The following is a 24,771-nucleotide window of genomic DNA, read 5'->3' on the forward strand; positions in this document are numbered from 1 at the left end:
AGGAACGACCGAAGAAGATCTTGGGCGGCCTGACACCGGCCGCCTATGCCCAACAGTTGGCGGCCAAAGCCGCTACGATTAAATCTGGACTCTAAAGGGCCCCGCTACTGAAAGCGGGGGGACGTCGGTGTTGCCTTATACGCGTGGGTTCGTTGACAGGACTGTGGATTGATTCGGTTGCATTGGAAGCTCTGCAGGGGGTGCTTGCTTCGCGGCTTACGCCGCTCCTTCCTACAAAAGAAGGAGCCTCTCGCTGCTGATGCGGATGCGGATGCGCAGGCAGGGCACCTTCTTCAGCGCCCTGCGTGTTTGCCTTCGCGGTCTGTCCCGGCGGCGCGACTCTTTGCGAACTCCGGGAAGGTCGCTTCCAGGCTGTCCTTGTCCGGCAGGATGTAGAACAGGCCGCCGCGCTCGAATGTCGGGCTGACGATCTGTTCGTAGAAGTCCGGCGCGATGTTGATGCAGCCGTGGGTGACACGGTTGTCGTCCGGTGTTGGCGATGCGAGGCGCTCTGCACGCCGCTCGGCGGGCACGCCGGTAGCGGTGGGATGGATGGAGACTGCGGAATCGTAGTCCACCCACAGCACGCGGCCCGCATCAAGCGAGGGGCCGAAGCCGCCGATGAAACGACCCGCGGGTGTGGTGCGGTCGCGGCCCGGAATCTCGCGCAGCGCGAGTCCGGCTACGCCAGGAGCTACGTGATCGCCGGTTGCCGAGCCAAACAGTCCGGGCGTGGCGCCGCGCAGTCGGCCGTCGCCACTGAACACAAGGATCTGTGCCGCGGCCTTGTCCATGATCGCGAACGGATAGCCCTGGTTGTCCTTGCTTGCGACAACCCAACCGGCAAGTTCAATCACCGTGTCGGACACCTTTTGATCTGGCGGGAGCTGATCGACGGCGCCTGCCGTTTGTTGCACGGTGGCGTCTCGGGCGCTGGCTACGTTGACGCTTGCGAACGCCAGCACGCCAAAAGCGGCGAGGATTGCAGGGTATGTGTGCGTACGGATGGGACGGTTCCTTGCAATGAAGACTGATCGGGGGAGGAAGCCAGTGGCCGGTCAAGGCCACCGGATCCTGAATTCAGATATTCATCATGAATCGGATGGAGCGATCAGCCGCGCGGTGTACGGCGTGGTGCATTTTCGAGTTGCTGGACGCGACCTTCAATTTGATCCAGCCGTTGGTTGGCCTGCTGTGCGGACTGGTTGGCTGACTCGGCGCTCTGTGCCGCGCCCTGCACCCTCGTGTCGAGTTGGTCGAGGCGTGAGTTGATCCCTGCGAACTCTTCTTTATAGGTTGCACAGGACGCCAGGCTCATGACGACGACTGCCACGCCGAGCGTACGCGCCATCACCATTTTCTGCTTGGTCATGAACATTCCACTTCCTCCTACGTTTGGGGGATCTCGAATATAGCTACGTTTCTGCAGAGCAGCGTGATGCGCTTTCAGCTGACGTTTGCACAGATAAATGAACTGTGAAGGTGTTTGAATGAGCAGCGTTGTTGCTTGAATTCAGCAAGCTCAAGGAATGCCGTTGAATTTGATGGACCAACGCGTGGTGGGCGCAGTCATCTATGCAGATACGAGGTGAAAATTTTCGGGTGAACAGGCGTTCGCTTCTGCGCTTATGACCATGCAACGAGGTCTTCGATTTGCCAATTCATCGGTATGAATTGGCATCGTGGTCGGCTGCAAGAAGTGCACGAAGTCGGTGTGAGCTCTGTATGCAACATGCAGCTGCTGCGTCGCGCGGTGTGGTGGCTCTATGCCACGAGCTGTCTATCGGAACATTCGGCACGATGATCAATTTCTGCGCGTTTGTTGATCAGCTGGTTCGCTGCCAGCTGGCACCATTGGATGCACGGACCGTGCAGGCGTTTCAGTTTGGTGGCTTCGCGGCTTACGCCGCTCCTACAAACAGCCAATCAGCGGACGCTACTTCAGCTGCGAGGGTGATGTGCCGTACTGGCGCTTGAACGCGGCGCTGAAGCTGCTGGTGTGTGCGTAGCCAGCTATGGTGGCGGCCACATCCACGGGAACGCGCTGGCGCAGCAATGCCTGGCGGGCGCGTTCCAGCCGTAGCTCGCGCTGGTAGTTGGCGATGCTTTGGCCATGGCAATGCTGGAAGCCACGTTGCAGGTCAACTGCATTGGTGCCGAGCTGGCGCGCCATCTGCACGATGCTCAGTGTGTCGGCCTCTCCACTTTGCAACCACTGCTGCAGGCGGGTGACGCAGCGCTGCAGGTGCGCACCCAAAGGCTTCTCGCTGCCCTCGCTGGCCAGTGTCTGCAGCACGTCCGCCGCCAGTTCCAGGGCAAAGCTTTCCTGCTGCAGGCGGCGCAGCAATGGCAGCGAACCGGTCTTGTTCTCCAGCAGTTGCGTCGCCCGCTGCAACAACGGCGCCGGCGGCCGCCATGCATGGTTGTCGGCATGGCCATTACAAATGCGTGCCAATCGGGCACTGCCACGGGAATCGGCCTGCAACTGCCGCTGCAACCAGTCATCGCTGAGGTGCAGGCTGACCTTGCCTTCCTGTCGTCCAGCCTGCCAATGGCGCTGGAAGCTGTCTTCCTCACGCAGGTGGACCAGCATGGTCGGCATGCGTCGATGGTTGCCCTCCAGCCGCAAGCGGTGCTTGCCGATGGCAACGTCGGCCTCGCCATCCACCAGGAAACCGGCGGTGATGCCCGGTGCCAGGCGGTTGTGGCTGCAGCCGCCCACCATGTCGCGGCTACGGCTCAGGTAGAGCGACACGCCATCGTCCAGCGCGTGCACCTGCTGCCAGCCGGCCAGCACCGGGGTGGCGTCGGCCATGCCGGCATCGAAATCAACCTGCCCGCCCAGCGCGTTTGCTGCGGTCATTAGTTCGGCGCAGGTGAAAACCTGCATGCAGGGCATCCCGGAATGTGGTCCTGCCTAAATTTTCCTTCGCTGCGCCTAAACTTTCAATGGTATTGATAACTATTCTTATTTGAGGGGCCGCGTATGGACGGCCCTGCCCCGTATTCAGTGAAGGTCAGTGGCAATGGGTTTGACGATCAAGCAGGCGGCCGTGGTCCGCGCCGTCTTCCACGATGCGGTCAGCGCGGACGAGATCCGCCACTGGCTGCAGCGCGTGGAAGCCTTGATCGTGGCCGCCACGCCGTTCTACTTCATCGCCAGCACCGTGCCCGGCGCCAGCTTCAGTGACGATTACCGCGCCATCCAGGCGCTCTGGTACAAGCAGCACAAACCCGCCTTCCGTGTTTACTGCAAGGGCCTGGTGCGCATCGCCAGCAGCGCCGCCGAGCTGCAGCGGCTGGATACGCCGGCCCTGCATGCGGCCTGGGGCGTGCCCTACTACGTCACCACTGACGACGCCGACGGCATGCGCTGGGTCGGCCAACAGCTGGAGCAGGCCGATGCGCACTGAACACGGCGCGGCCTCCCGTTTCGGCCTTGGCGTCATCGTGGCGCTGTACATGGCGCATGCGCTGCCGCTGTATTTCTACAACGTGGCGGTACCCGCCATCCTGCGCAGCCAGAGCGTGGACCTGCGCTGGATCGGCATGTTGTCGCTGCTGTACCTGCCTTGGGCATTCAAATTCCTGTGGGCGCCGCTGGTGGACCGCTGGCACCTGCCTGCCCTGGGCCGTCGCCGCAGCTGGTTGTGGCTGACCCAGTTGTTGTTGCTGGTTGGCATCCTGGTATTGGCCTTCACCGGACTGGACCATGGCCTGACCGTGTTCGTGCTGGTCGGCATGTGGATCTCCACCATCGCCGCCACCCAGGACATCGCCATCGATGGCTATACGGTGGAAGCATTGGCACCGGCAGAGCACCGCCTGGGCAGCATGGCGCAGAGCGTGGGCGTGGCGCTGGGCAGCATGGTCGGCGGCGCAGGCGTGCTGTGGCTGTACGAAACCCGCGGCTGGAACGTGGCCCTGCTGAGTCTGGCGGCGATGAGTGCCTTGACCCTGTTCGCCGTACAGCAGATCAACGAGGTGCCACGGCCGGCGGCCAGCCAGCGGCCGAGCGTGCTGCGTGCGCTGCGCCGGCCCGAGCTGCGCTGGGCGCTGCTGCTGATCGTCCTGTATCGCATGGTGGAAGCACCGGCGATGGCGATGGTCAATCCGCTGCTGGTCGACCAGAAGTGGAGCCTGACCGAGATCGGCCTGCTGATCTCGGTGGGCGGTGCCGGCATTGGCATGTTGGCTGCGTTGGGCGCGGCCTGGCTGCTCAAGCAGCGCAGCGCCGAACAGCTGCTGATGCACGCCGGTTGGTGGCGCACGCTGCTGTATGTGCTGCTGGCCGCCTTGCTTTACAGCGGTGTGCTTGCCTCCTCGCAGTTTGGGCTGGGCGCGCTGGTGATTGCCCTGCTGGCCCTGCGCTATGTCGCCATGACCAGCCTGTATGCCTTGTTCATGCGGCTCAGCTCGCGCGAGCAGGCCGGTACCGATTTCACCCTGCTGGTGTGCTTCGAACTGCTGATCTTCTTCATCGGCGGTGCCTTGTCCGGCTTCCTCGCCAAGGGCCTGGGTTACCCCGCTTATTACGTGGCGCTGGCGATCGTCTCCGCGCTTGGGTTGCTGTTGTGCCGGCCGCTGCTGCGCCTCTTCGCGCCCTCTCCTTCTTCTCCCTGATACGTTTCGAGGACACCATGCGGCATACCGCAGCAACGCTTCCGCTCGCCCTGCTGAGCCTGGCCATCAGTGGCCAGCTTGCAGCACAGGCCAACACCACCACCGGCACCCGCCAGCTGGATGCCGTCAGCGTCACCGCCGTGCGCGGCGCACGCAGCGTGGCCGAGATCGCCGGCACCGTGTACGCCATCGAGCGCGAGCAGATCGCCCAGCAGACCGCTGCCGGCCGCAGCACCGCCGACATCCTCGGCCAGCTGGTGCCGTCACTGGCACCGGCCAGTGGCACCACCAGCAACTACGGCATGACCATGCGTGGCCGCAGCGTGCAGCTGATGATCGATGGCGTGCCGCTGACCGGCGCACGTGATGGCTCGCGCCAGCTCAACAGCATCTCACCGACGATGATCGAGCGCATCGAGGTGATCTCCGGTGCCACCGCGTTGTACGGCGCCGGTGCCAGCGGCGGCATCATCAACATCATCACCCTGCAGCCGGGCGACGCGCCGGTGCAGCTGGCCAGCCAGCTCGGCCTGCGCACGCCCTCGGATGTATCCAGCGACAACCTGGCCTGGAACGCCGCGCAGACCATGACCGTGCGTGGTGACAGCTTCAGCGGTGCCTTCGGTATCGCCTATGGCCGCCAGGGCGCATCGCTGGATGCGCATGGCCGCCGCATCGGCCCGGAGATCGCCCAGACCGACCGTCAGGACACCGAGACCAAGGAACTCAACGCGCGCCTTGAATGGGCGCTTAGCCCGGCCCAGCAGCTCAGCGTGGGCGTGCGTTGGTATGACGACCAGCAGGACAGCGACCACGGCCCGGATTACGGCCCGGGCCTGGCGGTGCTGTTCAACCCCGCTTTCCAGCCCAGCCACAACGCCGTCGATGGTCTGCAGTTGAACGCACAGCCGCGCACCCGCCACCAGGGCGTCAATGCGCAGTACCGCAACCGCGATGTGTTCGGCGGCCAGGAGCTGAGCGTGGAAGCCTATTACCGCAACGAACAGGGCCGCTGGTTCCCGTCGGTATCGACGTTGGTGCATCCGGCGCTGCCCGGTGGCTATGCCTATGTGGCCATGCAGTCCAATACCGACATCGACGTCTGGGGCCTGCGCAGCGCCCTGCACAAGGGTTTCGATATCGGCGGGCGCAGCCTGCAGCTGTCCTATGGCGTGGACCATGAGCGCGAAGAGGACAGCCAGCGCGGGCAGATGTACGACATCAACCGCTTCATCGCCAGCAATGGCTTGAACTATGTGCCGACCGCGCAATACGCGATGGGCCCGGATGTGCGCGTGGATACCACCGGCCTGTTCCTGCAGGCCGACCATGCGCTGAGCGAACGTTTCAGCGTGCAGGCAGGCATGCGCCACCAGATCCTGCGCAACAACGTGGACGATTCGCTGCCCTACACCGAGGCGATCACCGCCGACGCAGTGGCCGGCTATCAGCCGCAGCTGCTGGCCGGTGGCCGCGTGCGCCATTCGCAGACGCTGTTCAATGCCGGCGTGGTCTACAAGTTCAGCGACGCGCAGCAGTTGTTCGCCAACTTCTCGCAGGGCTTCAGCCTGCCCGATACGCAGCGCATGCTGCGTGACGTTCCAGCCAACTTCGTCATCGACAGCCGCAACATCGGCCCGATCAAGGTCGACAACTACGAGCTGGGCTGGCGCTTGAACAACACGCAGCTGCAGAGTGCGGTGACCGCGTTCTACAACCGCTCGGACAAGACCGTGCAGTTCAACCGCAACTACAGTGTGTCGGTGGCCGATACCGACGAGCGCGTTTACGGCGTGGAAGCCAACCTGCGCTATACGCCTAACGCACAACTGGAACTGGGTGCCAGCGTCGCCAGCACCCGCGGTCAGTACAGTGATGCGGCTGGCCAGTGGCGTGAGCTCAATGCGTTCCGCGTATCGCCGTTGAAGGCTGGCGTGCATGGTCAGTGGCGCTTTGCCAACGATAGTCTGCTGCGTCTGCAGGGCCAGGCCGTCGGTGGCACCGATGATGCGTGGCGTGATGCGCAGCTGGCCTCGGTCAGTCCAACCATCCGCGCGACGCCGGCGGCAAAGATCCGTGGCTATGCGGTGTTCGATCTGATCGGTGAGCTGCCGCTGGCCGGTGGGCGGTTCAGCGTGGGCGTCTACAACCTGGCTGATCGCGACTACAAGACCGTGTATGGCCAGCAGGCGGAAGCGACCTACGGCAAGATTTCCAGCGTGCCGGCGCAGGGGCGGACGTTTGGGGTTGGGTATCGGGTGGAGTACTGAGGCCTACGAGCACCAGGGGCGCTGGTAGCCCCTCTCCCGTTTACGGGAGAGGGGTTGGGGTGAGGGGAAGCTTCTAGCGAGCAGACCCATTGCTTTAAAAGCTTCCCCTCATCCGACCCTTCGGGCCACCTTCTCCCGCAAGCGGGAGAAGCAATAGCCAGCAGCGCGAGCAGTTCATTACCTCCGCGCCGCCAGAATCCGCGTCAACAGATCCGCCGTCCCTGCAATCCTCCGCAGATGCGGATAGCGCAGCCCCTCGCGGTAATCGATACGCACGGTGCGGAAGCTGTCCGCCTGTCGCACGATCAACTCGATCGGCGTGCCGTTCTGCTTGCCATCAATCAGCGCCTGCTTGATACGCCCACCGCTATAGGCCAAGCCGTTCACCGCAATAACCGTCACATCCTTGGCCAAGCCCGCCTTGAAGGCAGGGCTATCCCAACCCACGGCCTGCAGCACGCCGTCACTGCCAATCTTCAAACCCAAGGAATACTGCAGGTCGGTAGCGCCATCAGCCTCACCATCTGCAACCACCAGATTCGGCTGGTCGTCGAAGTACAACTCCCAGCCCGCTGCCGCCAGACCATCCGGCGCCTTGCCATCACGCGCATCCAATCGGTTGCCGATGAAGGCATCCCAGTTGCCGGGCTGCACCGCTTCCAGACCCTGCATCACGTCGGCGCGGTCATACAGGCGGATCTCGCCCTGCTTGCCACCTTGATGGAAGCGCTTGGCGAAATCGTCCAGCGTGACCTTGCCTTTGGAAAGGCTGCGCAGGCGTGCATCCACGCCCAGCCATAGCAGCGTGCTCTCGTTGTAGAACTCGAACGCACGCTGCCAGTCGGCCCAGGCCTGCGGCTTGGAATTGAAGTCGAGGATGCCCTGGTGCACGGTGTCGTGCAGGTCGCGCCATTGCCGGCCCGGCTGTGTTGCGTAGTTGGCCTGCAGCTGTGCCAGCATCGCCATCGCATAGTCCGGCTTCCATAGCCCGGAACGTGCGGCCAACACCACCGCCCAGTACTGGGTCTGGCCTTCGTACATCCACAACTCGTCGTTGTGCATCGGCGCGTTGTAATGCGGCACCCAGGTTGGGCGTGGACGCCATGCCTTGCCTACCCAGGCGTGTGCGTACTCATGCGGCAGCAGGTCGTTGTCGAGGAAGGGCCGCTCGCCACGCAGGTAGCCGTCGTGCATGCCGTTCTCGCTACTCTGCGCATGCTCAAGGCCGATGCCACTGAACACGTCCGATACCGCCAGCAGGAAGTTGTAACGCGTGTACGGGCGCGAACCGAATACTGCATCGGCCTCGCGCACCAGCGCACGGTGTGCATCCAGCACCTTGGCATCGGCCTGCAGGCCCTGCGGGTTTTCGCCGACCACGTCCAGCCACACCGGCTGTTTGGATGTCTCGTCCAGCGCGAAGCGCTTGAAGTACTGGCCGGCGAATACCGGTGAATCAATCAGGGTCATCAGCGACACCGGTGCGTACTGCTCATTGCCGCCGCTGCGCTGTGCAACATCCAATGCCGTGCCGCTCTGCCAGCCGTCAGGCAGGCGCAGGCTGGGTTTGACCTGGATGCCGCGTGCGTCATACCCGGCCGGGTACAACAGCACGCGATGCCACTGCAGATCGAGCATGTTGGGCGTCATCGCCACCCGGCCCTGGTCGCTGGCGGTCGGTGACAGGTACTGGAACTCGATATCCAGCACGCCGACGCCCTCCGGCACCTGCAGCTTGAACGCATACATGTCGCCGGAATCGCGCGCCCATTGCAGTACCTGGCCGTTGCCGCGGATGACCAGCCCGGCCATCTGGTTGATCGGGCCAGTTGGCGCGTGATTGCCCGGTATCCACTGCGGGTACCACAGGGTCAGCGCACCGGCCGATACCGGAATGCGCTGGTGCACTCGCTGGATGCGGCGCTGGATGTCGCTGGCATCCACCTCCAGCTCGATCACGCCCGGATAGCTCGCCTGCACCTGCATCGCCGCTGCCCGTGCATCCAGCGGCTGCGCCTGCAGGCCCGCCAGCGGAACAAGGCCCAGCATCATCGCCACCAACCACTTACGTCCCTGCATCACGCCCCGCCCCTTGCCTGAAGTCTTCGCATCCTAGCCCGCCCGGCTTCAAACGGGCATACGTCGCCATACCAGGCAGCGGTTGTTGGCCGGCATCGCCACGTCCTCGCGCAGCTCCAGCTGCTGCGCGCGTGCCAAGGCATCAACCGCCTCGAAATCGCGGATGCCAGAGCGCGGGTCCCGCGCCTTCAGCCAGCCGTCGAAGTGCTGGTTGCTGTCGCTGGTGAAGGCACCGTTGTAGTTGAACGGGCCATAGGCGACCAACAACCCTTCTGGCGCCATAAGCGACGGCAGCCCGGCAAACAGCGCCTGTACTTCCTCCCAGCCCATGATGTGCAGGGTGTTGGCGCTGAACACGGCGTCGAAGCCGGCCACGCTGTCATGCACCGGCAGCGGCGGCAAGGGCTGCAGGCCTTCGCCAATCACTGCCTGCAGTTCCAGCGGCGCAGGCGTGTTCGGCAGCGCCGCCTCGTCCAGCCATTGGCGTATCCCGGGCAGGTAGTCGCAGTGATCGCTGGCCTGCCAGCGCAGCCACGGCATCGCAGCGGCGAAATGCACGGCATGCTGGCCGGTGCCACTGCCGATCTCCAGGACGGTGCGGGCCTGGCCCAGGTGCTGCTGCAGCACCTGCAGGATGGGCGCGCGGTTGCGCTCGCAGGATTCGGAGTACGGCTTGCTGGTCATCGCGGGAGGCCTGGGGGAATGCAGCGCAGATTGTGCCGCAGTGCCTGTTTACCGCCATGCATGACCATGGTCACTTGTGCCTGAACCCCCGCGCCGCCGAGATTCAAGGGTCTTGTGCGATGCAGTGCATCGCTGGCTCTGGAGTTCCGCCCGTCATGCAACGCCGCCAGTTTCTTTCGCTCTCCGGCCTCGGCCTCGCCGGCTTCATGCTGCCCAATGCACAGCTGATCGCTGCCGAGGAGTTGTTGGCCCCGGCCGATGTGGCCAAGAAGAAGCTGCTTGCCGACACCGTGCTGGCGCTGGCCAAGCAGGGCGGCGCCAGTTACTGCGACGTGCGCATCGGCCGCTACCTCAACCAGGCCATCGTCACCCGCGAAGACAAGGTGCAGAACGTCACCAACAGCGAGTCGGCCGGCGTCGGCATCCGCGTGATCGTCAATGGCGCCTGGGGCTTTGCCGCCAGCAACCAGTCCACCACGCAGGGCGTAGCCGCCGCCGTGGCGCAGGCAATTGCAATTGCCAGGGCCAACGCGAAGATCCAGACCAAGCCGGTGCAGCTGGCACCCACGCCGGGCGTGGGCGAGGTGCAGTGGAAGACGCCGATCCGCCAGAACGCGATGGCGGTACCAGTCAAGGACAAGGTCGATCTGTTGCTGTCGATCAATGCAGCGGCGATCAATGCCGGTGCCAACTTCATCAACTCGCAGCTGTTCCTGGTCAACGAGCAGAAGTACTTCGCCTCCAGCGACGGCTCCTGGATCGACCAGGACGTACACCGCATCTGGCTGCCGTTCACCGCCACCGCCATCGACAAGGCCAGCGGCAAGTTCCGCACCCGCGCCGGGCTGTCGGCGCCTGCCGGCATGGGTTGGGAGTTCCTCGACGGCAACGCCGCCGACAAGCATCAGCTGCCCGGTGGCGTGGTGGCCTACGGCCATTCCTATGATCCGGTGGAAGATGCCATCGCCGCCGCCAAACAGGCGCGTGCCAAGCTCACCGCGCCGTCGGTGAAACCGGGCAAGTACGACCTGGTGCTGGACCCGTCCAACCTGTTCCTGACCATCCACGAGAACGTCGGCCATCCGCTGGAGCTGGACCGTGTGCTGGGCTATGAAGCCAACTACGCCGGCACCAGCTTCGCCACGCTGGACAAGCGCGAAGCTGGCTTCCGCTGGGGCAGCGACATCGTCAACTTCACCGCCGACAAGACCGCGCCCTACAGCCTGGGTGCGGTGGGCTATGACGATGAGGGCGTGAAGACCAAGCAGTGGGATCTGGTCAAGGACGGCATCCTGGTCAACTACCAGGCGACCCGCGATGAGGTGCATATCCTTGGCGAGAACGCCTCACACGGTTGCAGCTACGCCGACTCGTGGAAGAGCGTGCAGTTCCAGCGCATGGCCAATGTGTCGCTGGCACCGGGCAAGACGCCGCTGACCCCGGCACAGATGGTCAAGAACGTGGAGAACGGCATCTACATCCACGGCCGTGGTTCGTATTCGATCGACCAGCAGCGCTACAACGCGCAGTTTGGTGGACAGCTCTGCTACCAGATCAAGAACGGTGAGATCGCCGGCATGGTCGAGGATGCGGCCTACCAGATCCGCACGCCGGAGTTCTGGAATGCCTGCAGCGCGATCTGCGATGAGCGCGATTTCCGCATGGGCGGTTCGTTCTTTGACGGCAAGGGCCAGCCGGGGCAGGTATCAGCGGTGTCACATGGTTCGGCGACCACGCGCTTTGATGGGGTGAACATCATCAATACGGCGCGGTCGTTGGGGTAAGGCGTAGAGCTGCCCTCACCCCAACCCCTCTCCCGCAAGCGGGAGAGGGGCTATCAGATCGCAGGCTTGGCCGTGGACTCGCAGATCGCAGGCTTAGCCGTAGACACCCTTCTCCCGTCTACGGGAGAAGGTGCCCCGAAGGGGCGGATGAGGGGAAGCTTTCAGCGCGTCGTATACCCACCATTGACCAGGATCGTCTGCCCGGTCATCCACCAGCCCTCGGATACCAGGAAGCGCACCCACGGCACGATGTCCTCGATGTCGGTCAGCCCGGTCTTGGAGAACGGCGACAGCGCCGCTGCAGTCTTGTGATAGGCCACCGCATCCGCACCCTCGGCCGGATAGAAGAACGGGGTGTCCATCGGTCCCGGGCCAATCGCGGTCACTGAAATCCCACGTTCGCCAAATTCCTTGGCCGCAGCACGCGTGTAGTGCTCCACCGGTGCCTTGGTACCGGCATAGCTGGAATAGAACGGAGTGAATGCGCCCAACAAGGACGTCACCAGCGTGCACACCTTGCCGTTGTCGGCGAGGTTGCGGCCGGCCTCTTTCAGGAAGAAGAACGCGGTCTTGTTGTTCACCGCATCCATGGCATCGAACTCGGCCTCGCTGATCTGCGTCATCGGCTTCTTCAGCACCTTGCCGACCGTGTTGATGGCGATATCGATGCGGCCCATGGCCTGCTTCGCGTCATCGAACAGCTGCTCCATCGCCGCAGCCGAGCTCAGGTCGGCCTGGAACAGATGTGCATTGGCGCCGGCTGCACGCACCGCTTCGGCGGTCGCTTCGGCCTCGGCACGCGCAGCCTCACTGTTGTAGTGGATGGCGACGCCGCTGGCGCCTTGACTGGCGAAATCACGGGCCAACAAGCCGCCCAGGTTCTTGCCGCCGCCGGCGATGAGGATGGTCTTGCCGTGGATGCGATGGTCGGTCATTGCGAACTCCTGTGGCTTGGGGGAATGCCAACAGAGCCTATCGACTTGGTTTTCCGGATAAAGCCGGTCATTCTGACTTCACTTGTCGGCCTATCCGGACAATTGCCATGGATCGTATCGAGCTGTACCGCGTCTTCGTGCGGGTTGTGGACTGCGCCGGCTTCACCCGCGCTGCCGACCAGCTCAAGCTGCCGCGCTCCACGGTGTCCGAGGCGGTACGCACGCTGGAGCAGCGGCTGGGCACGCGCCTGCTCCACCGCACCACCCGGCGGGTCACGCCAACCCAGGATGGGTTGCTGTTCCATGCCCGCTGCCAGCAGTTGATCGTCGATGCGGACGAGGCCGAGCAGCTGTTCCGGCAATCACCGCAGGCCCTGAGTGGGCGGATCAAGGTGGATGTGCCCGGCCGCATCGGTCGCCTGGTCATCGCCCCGGCATTGCCCGGCTTCCTGCAGGCGTTTCCGCAGATCGACGTCGAACTGGGTATGACCGATCGCAGCATCGATCTGGTTGAGGACGGCGTGGATTGCGCGTTGCGGGTAGGTCCGTTGCAGGACTCACGGCTGGTGGCACGCAGCATGGGTCAGTTGCCGCTGATCAACGTGGCCAGCCCTGCGTACGTGGAGCGCCATGGCATGCCCATGCATCCTTCGCAGCTCGGCATGCATTGGGGCGTGCTGTATGCCTCGCCCGGCAATGGTCGGGTCGAGTCCTGGGAATGGCGCGAGAACGGCGTCCTGCGCAGCCAGCCCTTGGCGGGGCGGGTCACCGTCAACAGTGCCGAGGCCTACATCGCCTGCTGCATCGCCGGCTTGGGGATGATCCAGATTCCCGCCTACGACGTGCGTGCCGAGCTGGCGGCTGGCAGCCTGCTGGAAGTGATGCCCGGGCATCGCGCCGATCCCATGCCGATGCACCTGCTGTTTCCGCATCGTCGCCATCCCTCGCAGCGGTTGCGGGTGTTCGTGGACTGGTTGCAGCAGGTGTTGCTGGAAGTGGTTGGGTGATTGGATTGCGACTAGCGCAAGAGCTCCCCCTCCCCCACCCTCCCCTTCGCTACGCGAAAGGGAGGGACTACGCCCCCTCCCTTTGGCCATAGGCCAAGGGGAGGGTTGGGGAGGGGTGAGCTGTTCGCAGAAATCCCAAATAAATCGCCAGTCCATGCCTAAAGTCACTACCGCTGCAAACACCTGCCCGCAAGAATCGAACAGTTCGCAGAACACCGCGAAGCCACCGTCATTTGTTGCCGTAGCGCCCGCCTCGCGGGCCTTGCCCCGTGGAGAGCAGCCTTGCAGAGACGTGACTTCCTAGCCCTGACCGGGCTTACCGCTGGCGGCCTGATGGTGCCGTCCTTCTTCGGCAAGGCCATCGCCGCCGAGCACCTGTTGACCGCACTCGATCCGGCCTTGAAGAAGCGTCTGGCCGATGACGCGCTCAATGCCGCGCGTGCTGCCGGCGCTACTTACTGCGATGTGCGCATCGGCCGCTACCTGCGCCAGTTCGTGATCACCCGTGAGGACAAGGTCCAGAACGTGGTGAACACCGAATCCACCGGCACCGGCATCCGCGTCATCGTCAACGGTGCCTGGGGTTTTGCCGCCACCAATGACCTGAGCCCGGCCGGCGTGGTCAAGGCCGCGCAGCAGGCCGCCGCCATCGCCAAGGCCAATGCCAAGGTGCAGACCGCGCCGGTGCAGTTCGCCAAGGCACCCGGTTACGGCGAGGTCAGCTGGCGTACGCCCATCAAGAAGAACGCGATGGAAGTGCCGATCAAGGACAAGGCCGATCTGCTGCTGGGCGTGAATGCCGCAGCCATCGGCGCCGGCGCCAGCTTCGTCAACTCCATGCTGTTCCTGGTCAACGAACAAAAGTACTTCGCTTCCACCGACGGCTCCTACATCGACCAGGACGTGCACCGCATCTGGGCACCGATGACGGTCACCGCCATCGACAAGACCAGCGGCAAGTTCCGCACCCGCGCCGGCCTGTCCTCGCCGATGGGCCTGGGCTACGAATACCTGGATGGCGACGCCTCCGGCAAGACCGTGCTGCCCAATGGCGTCACCGTCTACGGCCAGTCGTACGACATGCGCGAAGACGCCATCGCCGCCGCCAAGCAGACCCAGGAAAAGCTCAAGGCACCGTCGGTCAAGCCGGGCAAGTACGACCTGGTCCTGGACCCGTCGCACACCTGGCTGACCATCCACGAAGCCGTCGGCCATCCGCTGGAACTGGACCGCGTGCTCGGCTACGAAGCCAACTACGCCGGCACCAGCTTCGCCACCCTGGACAAGCGCGAGGCGCGCTTCCAGTACGGTAGCGACAAGGTCAACATCTTCGCCGACAAGGTGCAGCCGGGCTCACTGGGCGCCGTTGCCTACGACGATGAAGGCGTGAAGACCAAGCGCTGGCCGCTGATCAGCGACGGCAAGCTGGTCGACTACCAGACCATCCGTGACCAGGCGCATATCCTCGGCAAGACCGAGTCTGATGGCTGCTGCTATGCCGACTCCTGGTCCAGCGTGCAGTTCCAGCGCATGGCCAATGTGTCGCTGGCGCCGGGCAAGACCCCGCTGTCGGTGGCTGACATGATCAAGAACGTCGAGAACGGCATCTACATCATCGGTGACGGTTCGTTCTCCATCGACCAGCAGCGTTACAACGCGCAGTTCGGTGGCCAGCTGTTCTATGAAATCAAGAACGGCCAGATCACCCGCATGCTCGAGGACGTGGCCTACCAGATCCGCACCCCGGAATTCTGGAACGCCTGCAGCGCCATCGCCGACGAAAGCGACTACCGCCTGGGCGGTTCGTTCTTCGACGGCAAGGGCCAGCCAGGCCAGGTCTCGGCCGTGTCGCACGGCTCGTCCACCGCCCGTTTCGACGGCATCAACGTCATCAATACCGCGCGCAGCCTCGGCTGATCGTCAAGGAGCTTCTGAACCATGAGCATCTTCACCGAACAGGAAGCCAAGGCCATCCTGGACAAGGTCATCGCGCTGTCCAAGGCCGATGAGTGCACCGCCACGCTGGCCGGCTCGGTCGACGGCAACATCCGTTTCGCGCTGAACAACGTCTCCACCAGCGGCATCGTCAGCAACGCCGAACTGGCCGTACAGGTCGCCTTCGGCAAGCGCGTTGGCACCGCCTCGATCAACGAGTTCGACGACGCTTCGCTGGAGCGCGTGGTACGCCGTGCCGAGGACCTGGCCAAGCTGGCGCCGGAAAATCCGGAATTCATGCCGGCCATCGGCAAGCAGCAATACCGCTCAAGCCCGACCTTCAGCGAATCGACCGCGGCGATCACCCCGGAATTCCGCGCCCAGGTGGCTGCTGACTCCATTACCCCCTGCCGCGGCAACGGCCTGATCGCTGCCGGCTTCCTGGAAGACGGCAACGGTTTCGTCGCCATTGCCAACAGCAATGGCAACTTCGGCTACCAGAAGACCACCAACTTCAACTACACCTGCACCGTGCGCACCGAAGACGGCCGCGGCTCGGGCTGGGTTGGCCGCAACCTCGCCAATGCTGCCGACTTCAAGGCCGACCAGGACATCGAGATCGCCAAGCGCAAGGCCACCGAATCGGCCGAAGCCAAGGCACTGGAGCCGGGCAAGTACACGGTGATCCTGGAGCCGGCGGCCGCTGCTGGCCTGATCAGCTTCATGATGAACTTCTTCAGCGCACGCTCGGCCGACGAAGGCCGCAGCTTCCTGTCCAAGAAGGGCGGCGGCAACAAGCTGGGCGAGCAGGTCTACGACAGCAAGGTCAACCTGTTCGCCGATCCGTGGCATCCGGATGCAGCGGTGTTGCCGTGGGACGGCGAGGGCATGCCGCGCGAACGCATCGCCATCATCGAGGACGGCAAGGTCGCCAACCTGGATTACTCGCGCTACTGGGCACAGAAGCAGGGCAAGACGGCCAAGGCCAGCGCCGGCAACCTGCTGATGAGCGGCGGCACCAAGTCGATCGCCGAACTGGTGCGTGGCACCGAGAAGGGCATCCTGGTCACCCGCACCTGGTACATCCGCATGGTCGACCCGCAGACCGTGCTGCTGACCGGCCTGACCCGCGACGGCACCTTCTACATCGAGAACGGCCAGATCAAGCACCCGGTGAAGAATTTCCGCTTCAACGAATCGCCGGTGATCATGCTCAACAACATCGACGAGCTTGGCAAGCCGGTGCGCGTGGCCGGTGACGAGTCCAGCTTCGTGATGATGATTCCGCCGATGAAGCTGCGTGACTTTACGTTTACGTCGTTGTCGGATGCGGTGTAACGGCTTTTGGCTTTGGCTTTTAGCTTTGGCTTTTAGCTTTGGCTTTTAGCTTTGGCTTTTAGCTTTAGCTTTAGCTTTGGCTTTGGCTTTGGCTTTGGCTTTGGCTTTAGCTTTGGCTTTAGCTTTGGCTTCGGCTTCGGCTTTTAGCAGTTGCAGTTGCAGTTGCTCCATCCCTTCTCCCGCCTGCGGGAGAAGGTGCCCCGAAGGGGCGGATGAGGGGAGCTTTCAAGCTCTTGCTCTACGTGCTTCAAGAGCGCCCTCACCCCAACCCCTCTCCCGCACGCGGGAGAGGGGCTTTCAGCATCCTGAGATTTTCGCCCTTGTCCCCACCCCGTCTGACGCGAGCGCAATTCCTTCACCTGCTGCTGGGCGGCGCGGTGAGTGCCGCCTTGCCGGGCATCGCAAGCGCGCAGGCCAGCCGCTACGACTTCTGGTTCACCCGCCTGCGCTATGACTCCGGTGACTGGGACGTGGACGCGCGCATGCCGTCCAACCTGATCACCTCGCTGGTCGACTACACCACCTTGCGCGTAGACCCCAAGGAACACGTCATCGCGCTGTCCGACCCGAAGATGCTGGCCGCACCGTTCTGCTACCTGGCCGGCCACAAGCTGGTCGAGTTCAACCCGGAAGAGCGCCGCAACTTCGAACGCTACGTGCGCAACGGCGGCTTCGTCTTCGTCGATGACTGCAACCACGACATCGACGGCCTGTTCGCCACCTCCTTCGAAGCACAGATGCGCAGCATCTTCGGCGCCAGCGCAATGAAGAAACTGCCCAACACCCACGCCATCTACAACAGCTTCTTCAAGTTCCCCGAGGGCCCACCGGCCACCGGTTTCGAACTCAACGGCTGGGGTGATGACCTGGTCCACGACTACCTCAAGGGCATCGAGATCGATGGCCGGCTGGGCGTGCTCTACAGCAACAAGGACTACGGTTGCGAATGGGACTACGACTGGCGCAACAAACGCTTCCTGGCCGAAGACAACACCAAGTTCGGCGTGAACATCGTGATGTACGCACTGACGCATTGACCCCACAGGTGACCGCATGACCGCCCCCGATCCCAGCCACGACGTCGATTCCTTGCTGCCGCGCTTGAACGAGCTGCGCAGCGCGCTCGCACAGGCCGTCGTCGGCCAGCACGAGGTCGTCGAACAACTGCTGATCGGCCTGCTGGCCGGCGGCCATTGCCTGCTGGAAGGTGCGCCCGGCCTCGGCAAGACGCTGCTGGTGCGCTCGCTCGGGCAAGCGCTTGAGCTGCAATTCCGGCGCGTGCAGTTCACCCCCGACCTGATGCCCAGCGACATCCTCGGCACCGAACTGTTGGAAGAAGACCATGGCACCGGCAAGCGCGCGTTCCGCTTCCAGCAAGGGCCGATCTTCACCAACCTGCTGCTGGCCGACGAACTCAACCGCACACCACCCAAGACCCAGGCAGCCCTGCTGGAAGCGATGCAGGAACGCACCGTCAGCTACGCTGGCACCACCTACGCCCTGCCCTCGCCGTTCTTCGTGCTGGCCACGCAGAACCCGATCGAGCAGGCCGGTACCTATCCGCTGCCGGAAGCCCAGCTCGATCGCTTCCTGTTGCACGTACGCGTCGACTACCCCAGCGAAACCGAAGAACGCGACATCCTTGCCCAGACCACCGGCAGCCACAGCGGCGCCGTGCCCAAGGTGATGGACGCCGATGCGGTGAAGGCCCTGCAGCTGGCAGTGCGCGATGTGCACATCAGCTCCGATCTGCTCAGCTGGATCACCCGCCTGGTCCGCGCCAGTCGCCCCGGGGATGGCGCACCTGCTGAAGTAAACAACTGGATCAAATGGGGCGCCGGCCCGCGCGCCGGCCAGTCACTGGTGCTCGCCGCAAAGGCCCGGGCCCTGCTGCAGGGCCGCTTCGCCGCCACCCGCGAGGATGTGCAGGCATTGGCCGCGCCGGTGATGCGTCATCGCCTGCTGCTGTCGTTCGCTGCCGAGGCCGAGCACAAGAGTGCCGATGATGTGATTGCCGCGCTGTTGCGCGCGGTGCCGTTCCCGGCCTGATTCGTAACGTTCGAACTCCATGAGCGCCCCCACGTCACCACTGATCCCCGCCGATGTGCGCAGTCGCCTGCGCAGCCTGCGGCTGTGGCCGCAGCGGGCCAGCGGCAGCCGTGGCATCGGCGCGCATGCCAGCCGCAGCCGCGGTGCCGGCTTGGAGTTCGCGCAGTACCGCGCCTACGAACCGGGCGACGAGCTGCGCCAGATCGACTGGAAGCTTTATGCGCGCTCGGACCGCTTCTTCGTGCGCGAGTCCGAACGCGAAAGCCTGATCACCGTCTGGCTGCTGCTTGATGCCAGCGCCTCGATGGCACAGGCCGATCAGGCGCGGCCCGACTGGCAGCGTCTGGACGCGGCCAAGGCACTGGTCGCCTGCCTTGCCGAGCTGGCGATGCAGCAAGGCGATGCCTTCGGCCTGATCGCACTTGGCGGTGATGGCGTGCAGCTGCTGCCAGCCGGAAACGGCCTGCGCCAACGCGATCGGCTGCACCTGCAACTGCATGCGTTGAAGGCTGCAGGGCAATGGCCGCCAGAGCAGAAGCTGTCGCCCTTGTGGGAACGCAGCGCCAGCAATGATCTGGTGGTGATGGTCGGCGATTGCTTTGATGCCGCAGGTGTTGAACTGGCCGAGCGCCTGGCCAAAGCCGGCCGCGACGTCGTACACCTGCAGCTGCTGACCGTTGAAGAACGTGATTTCCCGTTCCGCGATGGCCACCGTTTCCGCGATCCGGAAACCGGCGACGAGCTGCTCAGCGATGGCGCAACGGTGCGCGCCGATTACCTCGCCCGTTTCAAGGAAGCACAGCGCGTGCTGGACGCACGGCTGCAGGCCGCCGGCATTCGCCATGACACCGCCTATCTCGATGAAGCCATCGACGCGCCCCTGCAGCGGCTGTTCGGGCGTCGTTCCGGGAGCGGCGCATGAGCCTGCTGTGGCTGTTCCCGGCCGGCTTCCTGGCATTGACAGCACTGTTGCTGCCGCTGCTGATCCACCTCGCCCGCCGCAGCGAACAGCGCATCATCGACTTCGCCGCGCTGCGCTGGCTGTCGGCCAAGCCACGTCCGCGTCGCCGCATCCGCTTCGACGAATGGCCACTGCTGGTGCTGCGCTTGCTGCTGCTCGCCTTGCTGGCGGTGCTACTGGCACGGCCGGCACTGACAGGTATGCCTGATACACAGCCGCGCATCGCCGTAGTACCCGGGGTTGACCTTGCCGCCGCCCAACGCAGCGCTGGCAATGCCGACGCGCAGTGGCTATGGCTGGCGGCTGGCTTCCCGTCCATCGACAACACAGCAATACCGCGGGGCCCACAGCCACTGTCCAGCCTGCTGCGCGAGCTGGACGCCAGCCTGCCGGCCGATGCGCCGCTTACCGTGGTTGTTCCCTCGGTGCTTGATGGACTGGACGCACAACGGCCACAGCTCTCGCGTGCGGTGCGCTGGCAGGTGCTTGAGCAGGATGCTGCCGCCACCAAGCCAATCGCCGTTGCCGCACCTGAACTGCAGATCCGTCATGACGAAGCTGGCAAGCAAGGCATGCGCTATCTCAATGCAGTTGCCAGCGCATGGCGAGGAACCAAACCAGAGACGGCAGACGACACCGTCGCCTTCAGCAATGACAACAAATTGCACGTCTGGCTGACGGCCAAGCCGCTGCCCGCCGATACAAGCGCATGGCTGCAACGCGGCGGCCGCCTGCTTGTGGATGCACGCACGCCGATACCCGCCGATGCCCAACGCGCGCCGCTATGGCGCGATGCCAACGGCGTACTGGTCATTGAACAGATCAGCACGCCACAAGGCCAGTGGCTGCGCTGGGCAGCGCCGTTACAGCCGGCAAGCCTGCCGGTGTTGCTTGATGCGGATTTCCCGAACGACCTGCGCGCCGTGCTGCAGGCTGTACCCACGCCGCGACGTGCCCTGGCAGCAACGATGCAGCCGAACACCGGTGCTACGCCGTACGCACAGCCTGCAACCGAGCTGGGCCACTGGCTGCTGTTAGCAATCGCCTTGTTGTTCCTGTTTGAGCGCTGGTGGGCCAGCGCGCCGCGTCGCCGAGGCCAGGTATGAACGCGTCTGCGCTGCTGCGCGCTGCACGGCGACGCACGCTGCTGATTGGCTTGCTCGCCGGACTGCCGCTGGCCTTGGCTGTCGGCGTGCTGGCAACGCGCATGTTCGGCCTCGAAGCCGCTTACATGATCACCACGGCGGGCTTGCTGGTTGCCGCAGGCGTCGCGGTATGGCGTGCGCGACGGCTGGATGCGCGCTGGCTGGTCGCACGTCTGAACGACCATCCGCGTTTCGAGGACAGTGCTGACCTGCTGTTCGCCGCAGCGTCCACGCTCAACCCGTTGCAGCAACGCCAGCGCCGCCATATCGAGCAGCGCCTGCAAGGCAATCCGCCGGACCTGCGTCCTCGCTGGCCCGGGCAACGACTGCTGTTGTGCCTGTTGGCTGCCGCGCTGATAGCGGGTACCGCACTTCTTTGGCCAAGCGCTACAGCCAACCCTCCGGTTGCCGCCGGTGGAGGCGCCAACGAAACTGCTGCGGCGGACAGCACACCTGCATTGCGCGGCAGCTGGCTGCAGGTCACGCCTCCGGCGTACAGCGGCCAGGCGGCAGTAGCTGGCGACAAGCTCGACGCACGCGCCCTGCAAGGCAGCCGTCTGCAGTGGCGTCTGCAGTTCGCACCGCAGCCACAGCACGCGTGGCTGCAGTTCCACGACGGCCGCCGGCTGGCATTGCAGCGCGATGGCGATTACTGGCGCGCTAGCGAGGTGTTGCAGCGTGCAGGCCTGTACCGCATCCAGACCGAACCGGCGATGGCGGCCGCCGGACGCGCCTATCGTCTTGATGTGGTGATCGATCGTCCGCCGCAGGTCAAAGTCATCGAGCCCGCACAGACCCTCAATCAAGCCGCACCGCGTCAGCGCACATGGCAACTGCGTTTCGAGGCCACCGATGATTTCGGCGTGAACAACGCTGCGACGTTGGATATCACCACCGCAAAAGGCAGCGGTGAGAACATCACTTTCCAGCAGCGCCAGCTGACACTGAGCGGCAGCGGCCCGACGACGGCGCGACGCTTCGCCTACAGCGCCGACCTGGCCGCGCTCGGCCTGGAACCCGGCGATGAAGTTGTCGCGCGCCTGAGCGTCCGCGACAACCGCAGCCCGCAGCCACAGGAGGCGCGCAGCGCCAGCCTGATCCTGCGCCTGCCCAGCGAGCAGCAGGTACAGGCCAGCGATCTGGAAGGCGCGATCAAGAAGGTGATGCCGGCCTACTTCCGCAGCCAGCGGCAGATCATCATCGACGCCGAAGCTTTGCTCAAGCAGCGCGGCAGCCTCGATGCGGACACTTTCATAAAGCGCTCCGATGCGATCGGCGTCGACCAGCGCATCCTGCGCCTGCGCTACGGCCAGTTCCTCGGCGAAGAAGCCGAAGGTGGTGCGAAGGCACCGCCGACCGGCGACCTGCCGACCAGCGATGCCACAAGCGCCGAAGGACATGCGGATCACGCCGATCATGCTGACGATGACGGCCATGACCACGGCAATGCAGCAGAGGGCACACCGGTATTCGGCAGCGCCACCGATGTGCTGTCCGAATACGGCCATACCCACGACCACGCCGAAGCCGCCACCCTGCTCGATCCGCAGACCCGCGCCATCCTCAAGTCCGCGCTCGACCAGATGTGGCAGTCCGAGGGTCATCTGCGCCAGGGCCACCCGGACCAGGCACTGCCATACGCCTATAAAGCCCTGGCCTTCATCAAGCAGGTGCAGCAGGCCGAGCGTATCTATCTGGCGCGCGTGGGCAGTGAACTACCGTCCATCGACATGGCCCGGCGCATGACCGGCAAGCGCGATGGGCTTGGCAATCGCGCTGCGCAGCTGACGGCGCGACCTGCAGGTGATGCCGTCGTCGCCAACGCATGGCATGCATTGGCTTCCAGCGACGGCAGCGTTGATCTGGATGCCTTGTCGCATTGGCTGGACGCACACCCCAACGCCGTGCCCGATCCGCTGGACGTCGTCGCAGCGATAGACGCGCTGCGTCAGCAGCCCGATTGCCGCACATGCCGCAACGAACTGCGTGCGCAACTGTGGCCGGCCCTGCGTCGCGCCGACGGGCCGCCCGCGCGCCGCAATGCAGCGGATGCCGTCGGTCGCCGCTACCTTGAAGCACTCTCGGCGCCGCAGGAGCCAGCACGATGACGCCCTGGCTCCCGCTCGTCCTGATCACACTGGCCGTCGTGCTGGGCAGCCTGCGCTTCGCGCTGTCGCCACGGCCGCGCACACCGCGTCTCGCCGCCTTGTTGTTGCTGCAGCTTGCTGCCGCTGTGTTGCTGTACTTCACCCTGTATCCACCATCACGCTCCGGTCGCGCGGGGACGCTGGTGGTTGCCACGGCAGGCGCAAGCACGGCGGAGGTTGCGGCCGTACCGGCAGCAACCTATGTGCGCCTGCCGGAAGCGGCGGCACTGACATCTGCGACGGCAGTGCCGGATCTCGCAACCGCACTGCGCCAGCACCCAGGTACACGCGAGCTGGTGATCGTCGGCCAGGGCCTGCCAGCACGTGATCGTGAAATCGCGCTGCCGCCGCTGCGTTTCCTGCCCGGCCCTGCACCACGGGGGCTGGTGGAGTTGCAGCCGCCGCCGTTGCTCGCGCCGGGTGCGGCCTTCACCGTGCACAGCCGCGTGCAGGGCATGCCCGATGTGCGCGTGGAACTGCTGGACCCTGCCGCTCATCGTGTCGATATCAGCGCCATTGACGCAGCAGGCCGAGCGAGCTCGCGTGCCAGCGCGCGCGAACCCGGCGATGTGGTCTTCACGCTGCGCGTGTTGGATGCCGGCGGCAAGGTGCTGGACCAACTTCCGGTGCCTGTGCGTGTACGCGCAGGCACAGCTCCCAGCATCCGCGTTCTCGCCGGTGCCCCTGGCCCTGAACTGAAGTATCTGCAACGTTGGGGCAGCGATATCGGTGCAACGCTGCAGACCAGCATGTTGATCGGTGGCGGCCTGCAGATGGGTGATGCGCCGGCCTCACTCGATGCAGCCAGTCTCGCCCGCCTGGACCTGCTGCTGCTTGATGAGCGCCGTCTTGCGGCCTTGTCATCCGCACAGCGTGCGGCAATCACCGAGGCGATACGCGGCGGACTGGGTGTACTGGTCCGTACCAGCGGTGCCTTGGACGGCAGCGCGCGCCGCGCGTTGCGCGAATGGGGCCTGGAGACACGCGGCGGTGACCAGACCAAACCGGTCGCACTACGCAGCATCACCGATGCCGAACAGAACAGAACCACGCTCACGGTCGAGCGCTTCAATCTGGAATTCAGCAGCGCTGATGTCGTGCCCTTGCTGCGCGCCGCGGACGGCAGCGCGATAGGTGGCTGGCGCGCACTTGGCCTGGGCAGGGTTGGCGTGCTGCCGATCACTGACAGCTATGCGCTGGTGCTCTCGGGTCATGCCGACGCACACGCCGAGCTGTGGAACGCCGCCTTGGCGAGCACAGCCCGATCGCTTGCGGATTCGCCCACGCTGCCATTGCCCGCCTGGGCCTGGAGTGGCGAACGCATCAGCCTCTGCGGACTGACCGCTCCGGCGCAGATGGTCGCCGAGGACGGGAGCCGTACCGAACTACTGCCCGACCCTTCCGCTGGCAACTGTGTTGCGGCGTGGCCACAGATGGCCGGATGGCACCGCGTTGAAGCAGGCGAACAGCAGCAGAGCATGCTGCTGCTGGATCCGGAGAAAGCAGTCGCATTGCATGCGCAACAGATGCGCGATGCGACGTTTGCATTGAGCGGCAGTGCTGTGCGTACAACCCCACTGCCAATCCCGGGGCCACGCTGGCCCTGGTTGCTGGGGTTCGTGCTGATCGCCTCCCTGCTTTGGTGGCTGGAGCGCAGGCGAACAGGTGGAGCGGCAGCGCAAGACTGAAGTGAGTGATGGCTTGGAAAGAGCAACATCAACAACGCCCCCTTCCGCCCTTCGGGCACCTTCCCCCGCATGCGTGGAAAGGCAAGTCAGCACATAACGTGTCGGAGCCCATGATCAGCCCCCTCC

At 64.5% G+C, this 24,771-nt stretch carries 20 protein-coding genes; 13 read left to right on the forward strand and 7 right to left on the reverse strand.

Annotated elements, in window-relative coordinates:
• Window positions 1–293: 293 nt before the first annotated feature.
• The 3 genes from QMX78_RS02200 to QMX78_RS02210 all read right to left on the reverse strand — a co-directional run bounded on the left by QMX78_RS02200 (window position 294) and on the right by QMX78_RS02210 (window position 2,890).
• A complete protein-coding gene (locus QMX78_RS02200) occupies window positions 294–917 on the reverse strand; it encodes a hypothetical protein (RefSeq protein ID WP_282266122.1) in 624 nt (207 codons plus the stop codon).
• A gap of 194 nt (window positions 918–1,111) precedes the next feature.
• Entirely contained in the window at window positions 1,112–1,378 is a 267-nt protein-coding gene (locus QMX78_RS02205) for a hypothetical protein (RefSeq protein WP_282266124.1), read from the reverse strand.
• Between the two features lie 558 nt (window positions 1,379–1,936).
• Window positions 1,937–2,890 carry an AraC family transcriptional regulator gene (locus QMX78_RS02210; protein ID WP_282266126.1) on the reverse strand — a complete coding sequence of 318 codons (954 nt, stop codon included), beginning with the start codon at window positions 2,888–2,890 and terminating at the stop codon, window positions 1,937–1,939.
• A 136-nt stretch (window positions 2,891–3,026) separates the two neighbouring features.
• On the opposite strand from QMX78_RS02210, the gene QMX78_RS02215 reads away from it, so the two are divergent.
• Genes QMX78_RS02215 through QMX78_RS02225 form a run of 3 tightly spaced genes read left to right on the forward strand, consistent with a single transcriptional unit; the run spans window position 3,027 to window position 6,893 of the window.
• A complete protein-coding gene (locus QMX78_RS02215) occupies window positions 3,027–3,413 on the forward strand; it encodes a hypothetical protein (protein ID WP_282266128.1) in 387 nt (128 codons plus the stop codon).
• Window positions 3,403–4,623, forward strand: coding sequence for an MFS transporter (locus QMX78_RS02220; protein WP_282266130.1), 1,221 nt, complete (start codon window positions 3,403–3,405; stop codon window positions 4,621–4,623). Before QMX78_RS02215 ends, QMX78_RS02220 begins: the two co-directional genes overlap by 11 nt.
• Before the next feature lie 17 nt (window positions 4,624–4,640).
• Window positions 4,641–6,893, forward strand: a complete 2,253-nt coding sequence (locus tag QMX78_RS02225) for a TonB-dependent receptor (RefSeq protein WP_282266133.1) — start codon at window positions 4,641–4,643, stop codon at window positions 6,891–6,893.
• Between the two features lie 177 nt (window positions 6,894–7,070).
• Here QMX78_RS02225 and QMX78_RS02230 read toward each other — a convergent pair whose 3' ends face one another.
• Both QMX78_RS02230 and QMX78_RS02235 read right to left on the reverse strand, forming a co-directional pair.
• Window positions 7,071–8,972 (reverse strand): peptidase M61, encoded by a 1,902-nt coding sequence (locus tag QMX78_RS02230; protein ID WP_282266135.1) that lies wholly within the window; start codon window positions 8,970–8,972, stop codon window positions 7,071–7,073.
• 48 nt (window positions 8,973–9,020) lie between these two features.
• Window positions 9,021–9,656: a DUF938 domain-containing protein gene (locus tag QMX78_RS02235; protein WP_282266137.1), complete on the reverse strand. Its 636-nt coding sequence runs from the start codon at window positions 9,654–9,656 to the stop codon at window positions 9,021–9,023.
• A 155-nt stretch (window positions 9,657–9,811) separates the two neighbouring features.
• Here QMX78_RS02235 and QMX78_RS02240 point away from each other — a divergent pair, with 155 nt between their 5' ends.
• Window positions 9,812–11,440, forward strand: a complete 1,629-nt coding sequence (locus QMX78_RS02240) for a TldD/PmbA family protein (protein WP_282266139.1) — start codon at window positions 9,812–9,814, stop codon at window positions 11,438–11,440.
• A gap of 161 nt (window positions 11,441–11,601) precedes the next feature.
• Here QMX78_RS02240 and QMX78_RS02245 read toward each other — a convergent pair whose 3' ends face one another.
• Window positions 11,602–12,375, reverse strand: coding sequence for an SDR family oxidoreductase (locus QMX78_RS02245; protein ID WP_282266141.1), 774 nt, complete (start codon window positions 12,373–12,375; stop codon window positions 11,602–11,604).
• A 107-nt stretch (window positions 12,376–12,482) separates the two neighbouring features.
• Here QMX78_RS02245 and QMX78_RS02250 point away from each other — a divergent pair, with 107 nt between their 5' ends.
• The 3 genes from QMX78_RS02250 to QMX78_RS02260 all read left to right on the forward strand — a co-directional run bounded on the left by QMX78_RS02250 (window position 12,483) and on the right by QMX78_RS02260 (window position 16,655).
• Window positions 12,483–13,382 (forward strand): LysR family transcriptional regulator, encoded by a 900-nt coding sequence (locus tag QMX78_RS02250; protein ID WP_282266143.1) that lies wholly within the window; start codon window positions 12,483–12,485, stop codon window positions 13,380–13,382.
• Between the two features lie 282 nt (window positions 13,383–13,664).
• Complete coding sequence (locus tag QMX78_RS02255) at window positions 13,665–15,299, forward strand: TldD/PmbA family protein (protein ID WP_282266145.1); 1,635 nt, start codon at window positions 13,665–13,667, stop codon at window positions 15,297–15,299.
• A gap of 21 nt (window positions 15,300–15,320) precedes the next feature.
• Window positions 15,321–16,655, forward strand: a complete 1,335-nt coding sequence (locus QMX78_RS02260) for a TldD/PmbA family protein (RefSeq protein ID WP_282266147.1) — start codon at window positions 15,321–15,323, stop codon at window positions 16,653–16,655.
• A 45-nt stretch (window positions 16,656–16,700) separates the two neighbouring features.
• On the opposite strand, the gene QMX78_RS02265 is transcribed toward QMX78_RS02260, so the two are convergent.
• The gene (locus QMX78_RS02265) at window positions 16,701–16,826 is read right to left on the reverse strand and encodes a hypothetical protein (protein WP_282266150.1); all 126 of its coding nucleotides are present in this window, start codon (window positions 16,824–16,826) and stop codon (window positions 16,701–16,703) included.
• A gap of 164 nt (window positions 16,827–16,990) precedes the next feature.
• On the opposite strand from QMX78_RS02265, the gene QMX78_RS02270 reads away from it, so the two are divergent.
• Genes QMX78_RS02270 through QMX78_RS02295 form a run of 6 tightly spaced genes read left to right on the forward strand, consistent with a single transcriptional unit; the run spans window position 16,991 to window position 24,645 of the window.
• Window positions 16,991–17,692, forward strand: a complete 702-nt coding sequence (locus tag QMX78_RS02270; RefSeq protein ID WP_282266203.1) for a DUF4159 domain-containing protein — start codon at window positions 16,991–16,993, stop codon at window positions 17,690–17,692.
• Between the two features lie 16 nt (window positions 17,693–17,708).
• A complete protein-coding gene (locus tag QMX78_RS02275; RefSeq protein ID WP_282266152.1) occupies window positions 17,709–18,704 on the forward strand; it encodes a MoxR family ATPase in 996 nt (331 codons plus the stop codon).
• 19 nt (window positions 18,705–18,723) lie between these two features.
• The gene (locus QMX78_RS02280) at window positions 18,724–19,626 is read left to right on the forward strand and encodes a DUF58 domain-containing protein (RefSeq protein WP_282266154.1); all 903 of its coding nucleotides are present in this window, start codon (window positions 18,724–18,726) and stop codon (window positions 19,624–19,626) included.
• Window positions 19,623–20,771, forward strand: a complete 1,149-nt coding sequence (locus QMX78_RS02285; RefSeq protein WP_282266156.1) for a BatA domain-containing protein — start codon at window positions 19,623–19,625, stop codon at window positions 20,769–20,771. Before QMX78_RS02280 ends, QMX78_RS02285 begins: the two co-directional genes overlap by 4 nt.
• Window positions 20,768–22,918, forward strand: a complete 2,151-nt coding sequence (locus QMX78_RS02290) for a hypothetical protein (RefSeq protein WP_282266158.1) — start codon at window positions 20,768–20,770, stop codon at window positions 22,916–22,918. Before QMX78_RS02285 ends, QMX78_RS02290 begins: the two co-directional genes overlap by 4 nt.
• Window positions 22,915–24,645, forward strand: coding sequence for a carboxypeptidase regulatory-like domain-containing protein (locus tag QMX78_RS02295; protein ID WP_282266160.1), 1,731 nt, complete (start codon window positions 22,915–22,917; stop codon window positions 24,643–24,645). The genes QMX78_RS02290 and QMX78_RS02295 overlap by 4 nt, the downstream gene beginning before the upstream one ends.
• The last annotated feature ends 126 nt before the right edge of the window (window positions 24,646–24,771 follow it).

It is taken from the genome of Stenotrophomonas sp. PS02298, assembly GCF_029959445.1.
In the GTDB taxonomy this organism is placed as follows: Bacteria; Pseudomonadota; Gammaproteobacteria; order Xanthomonadales; family Xanthomonadaceae; genus Stenotrophomonas.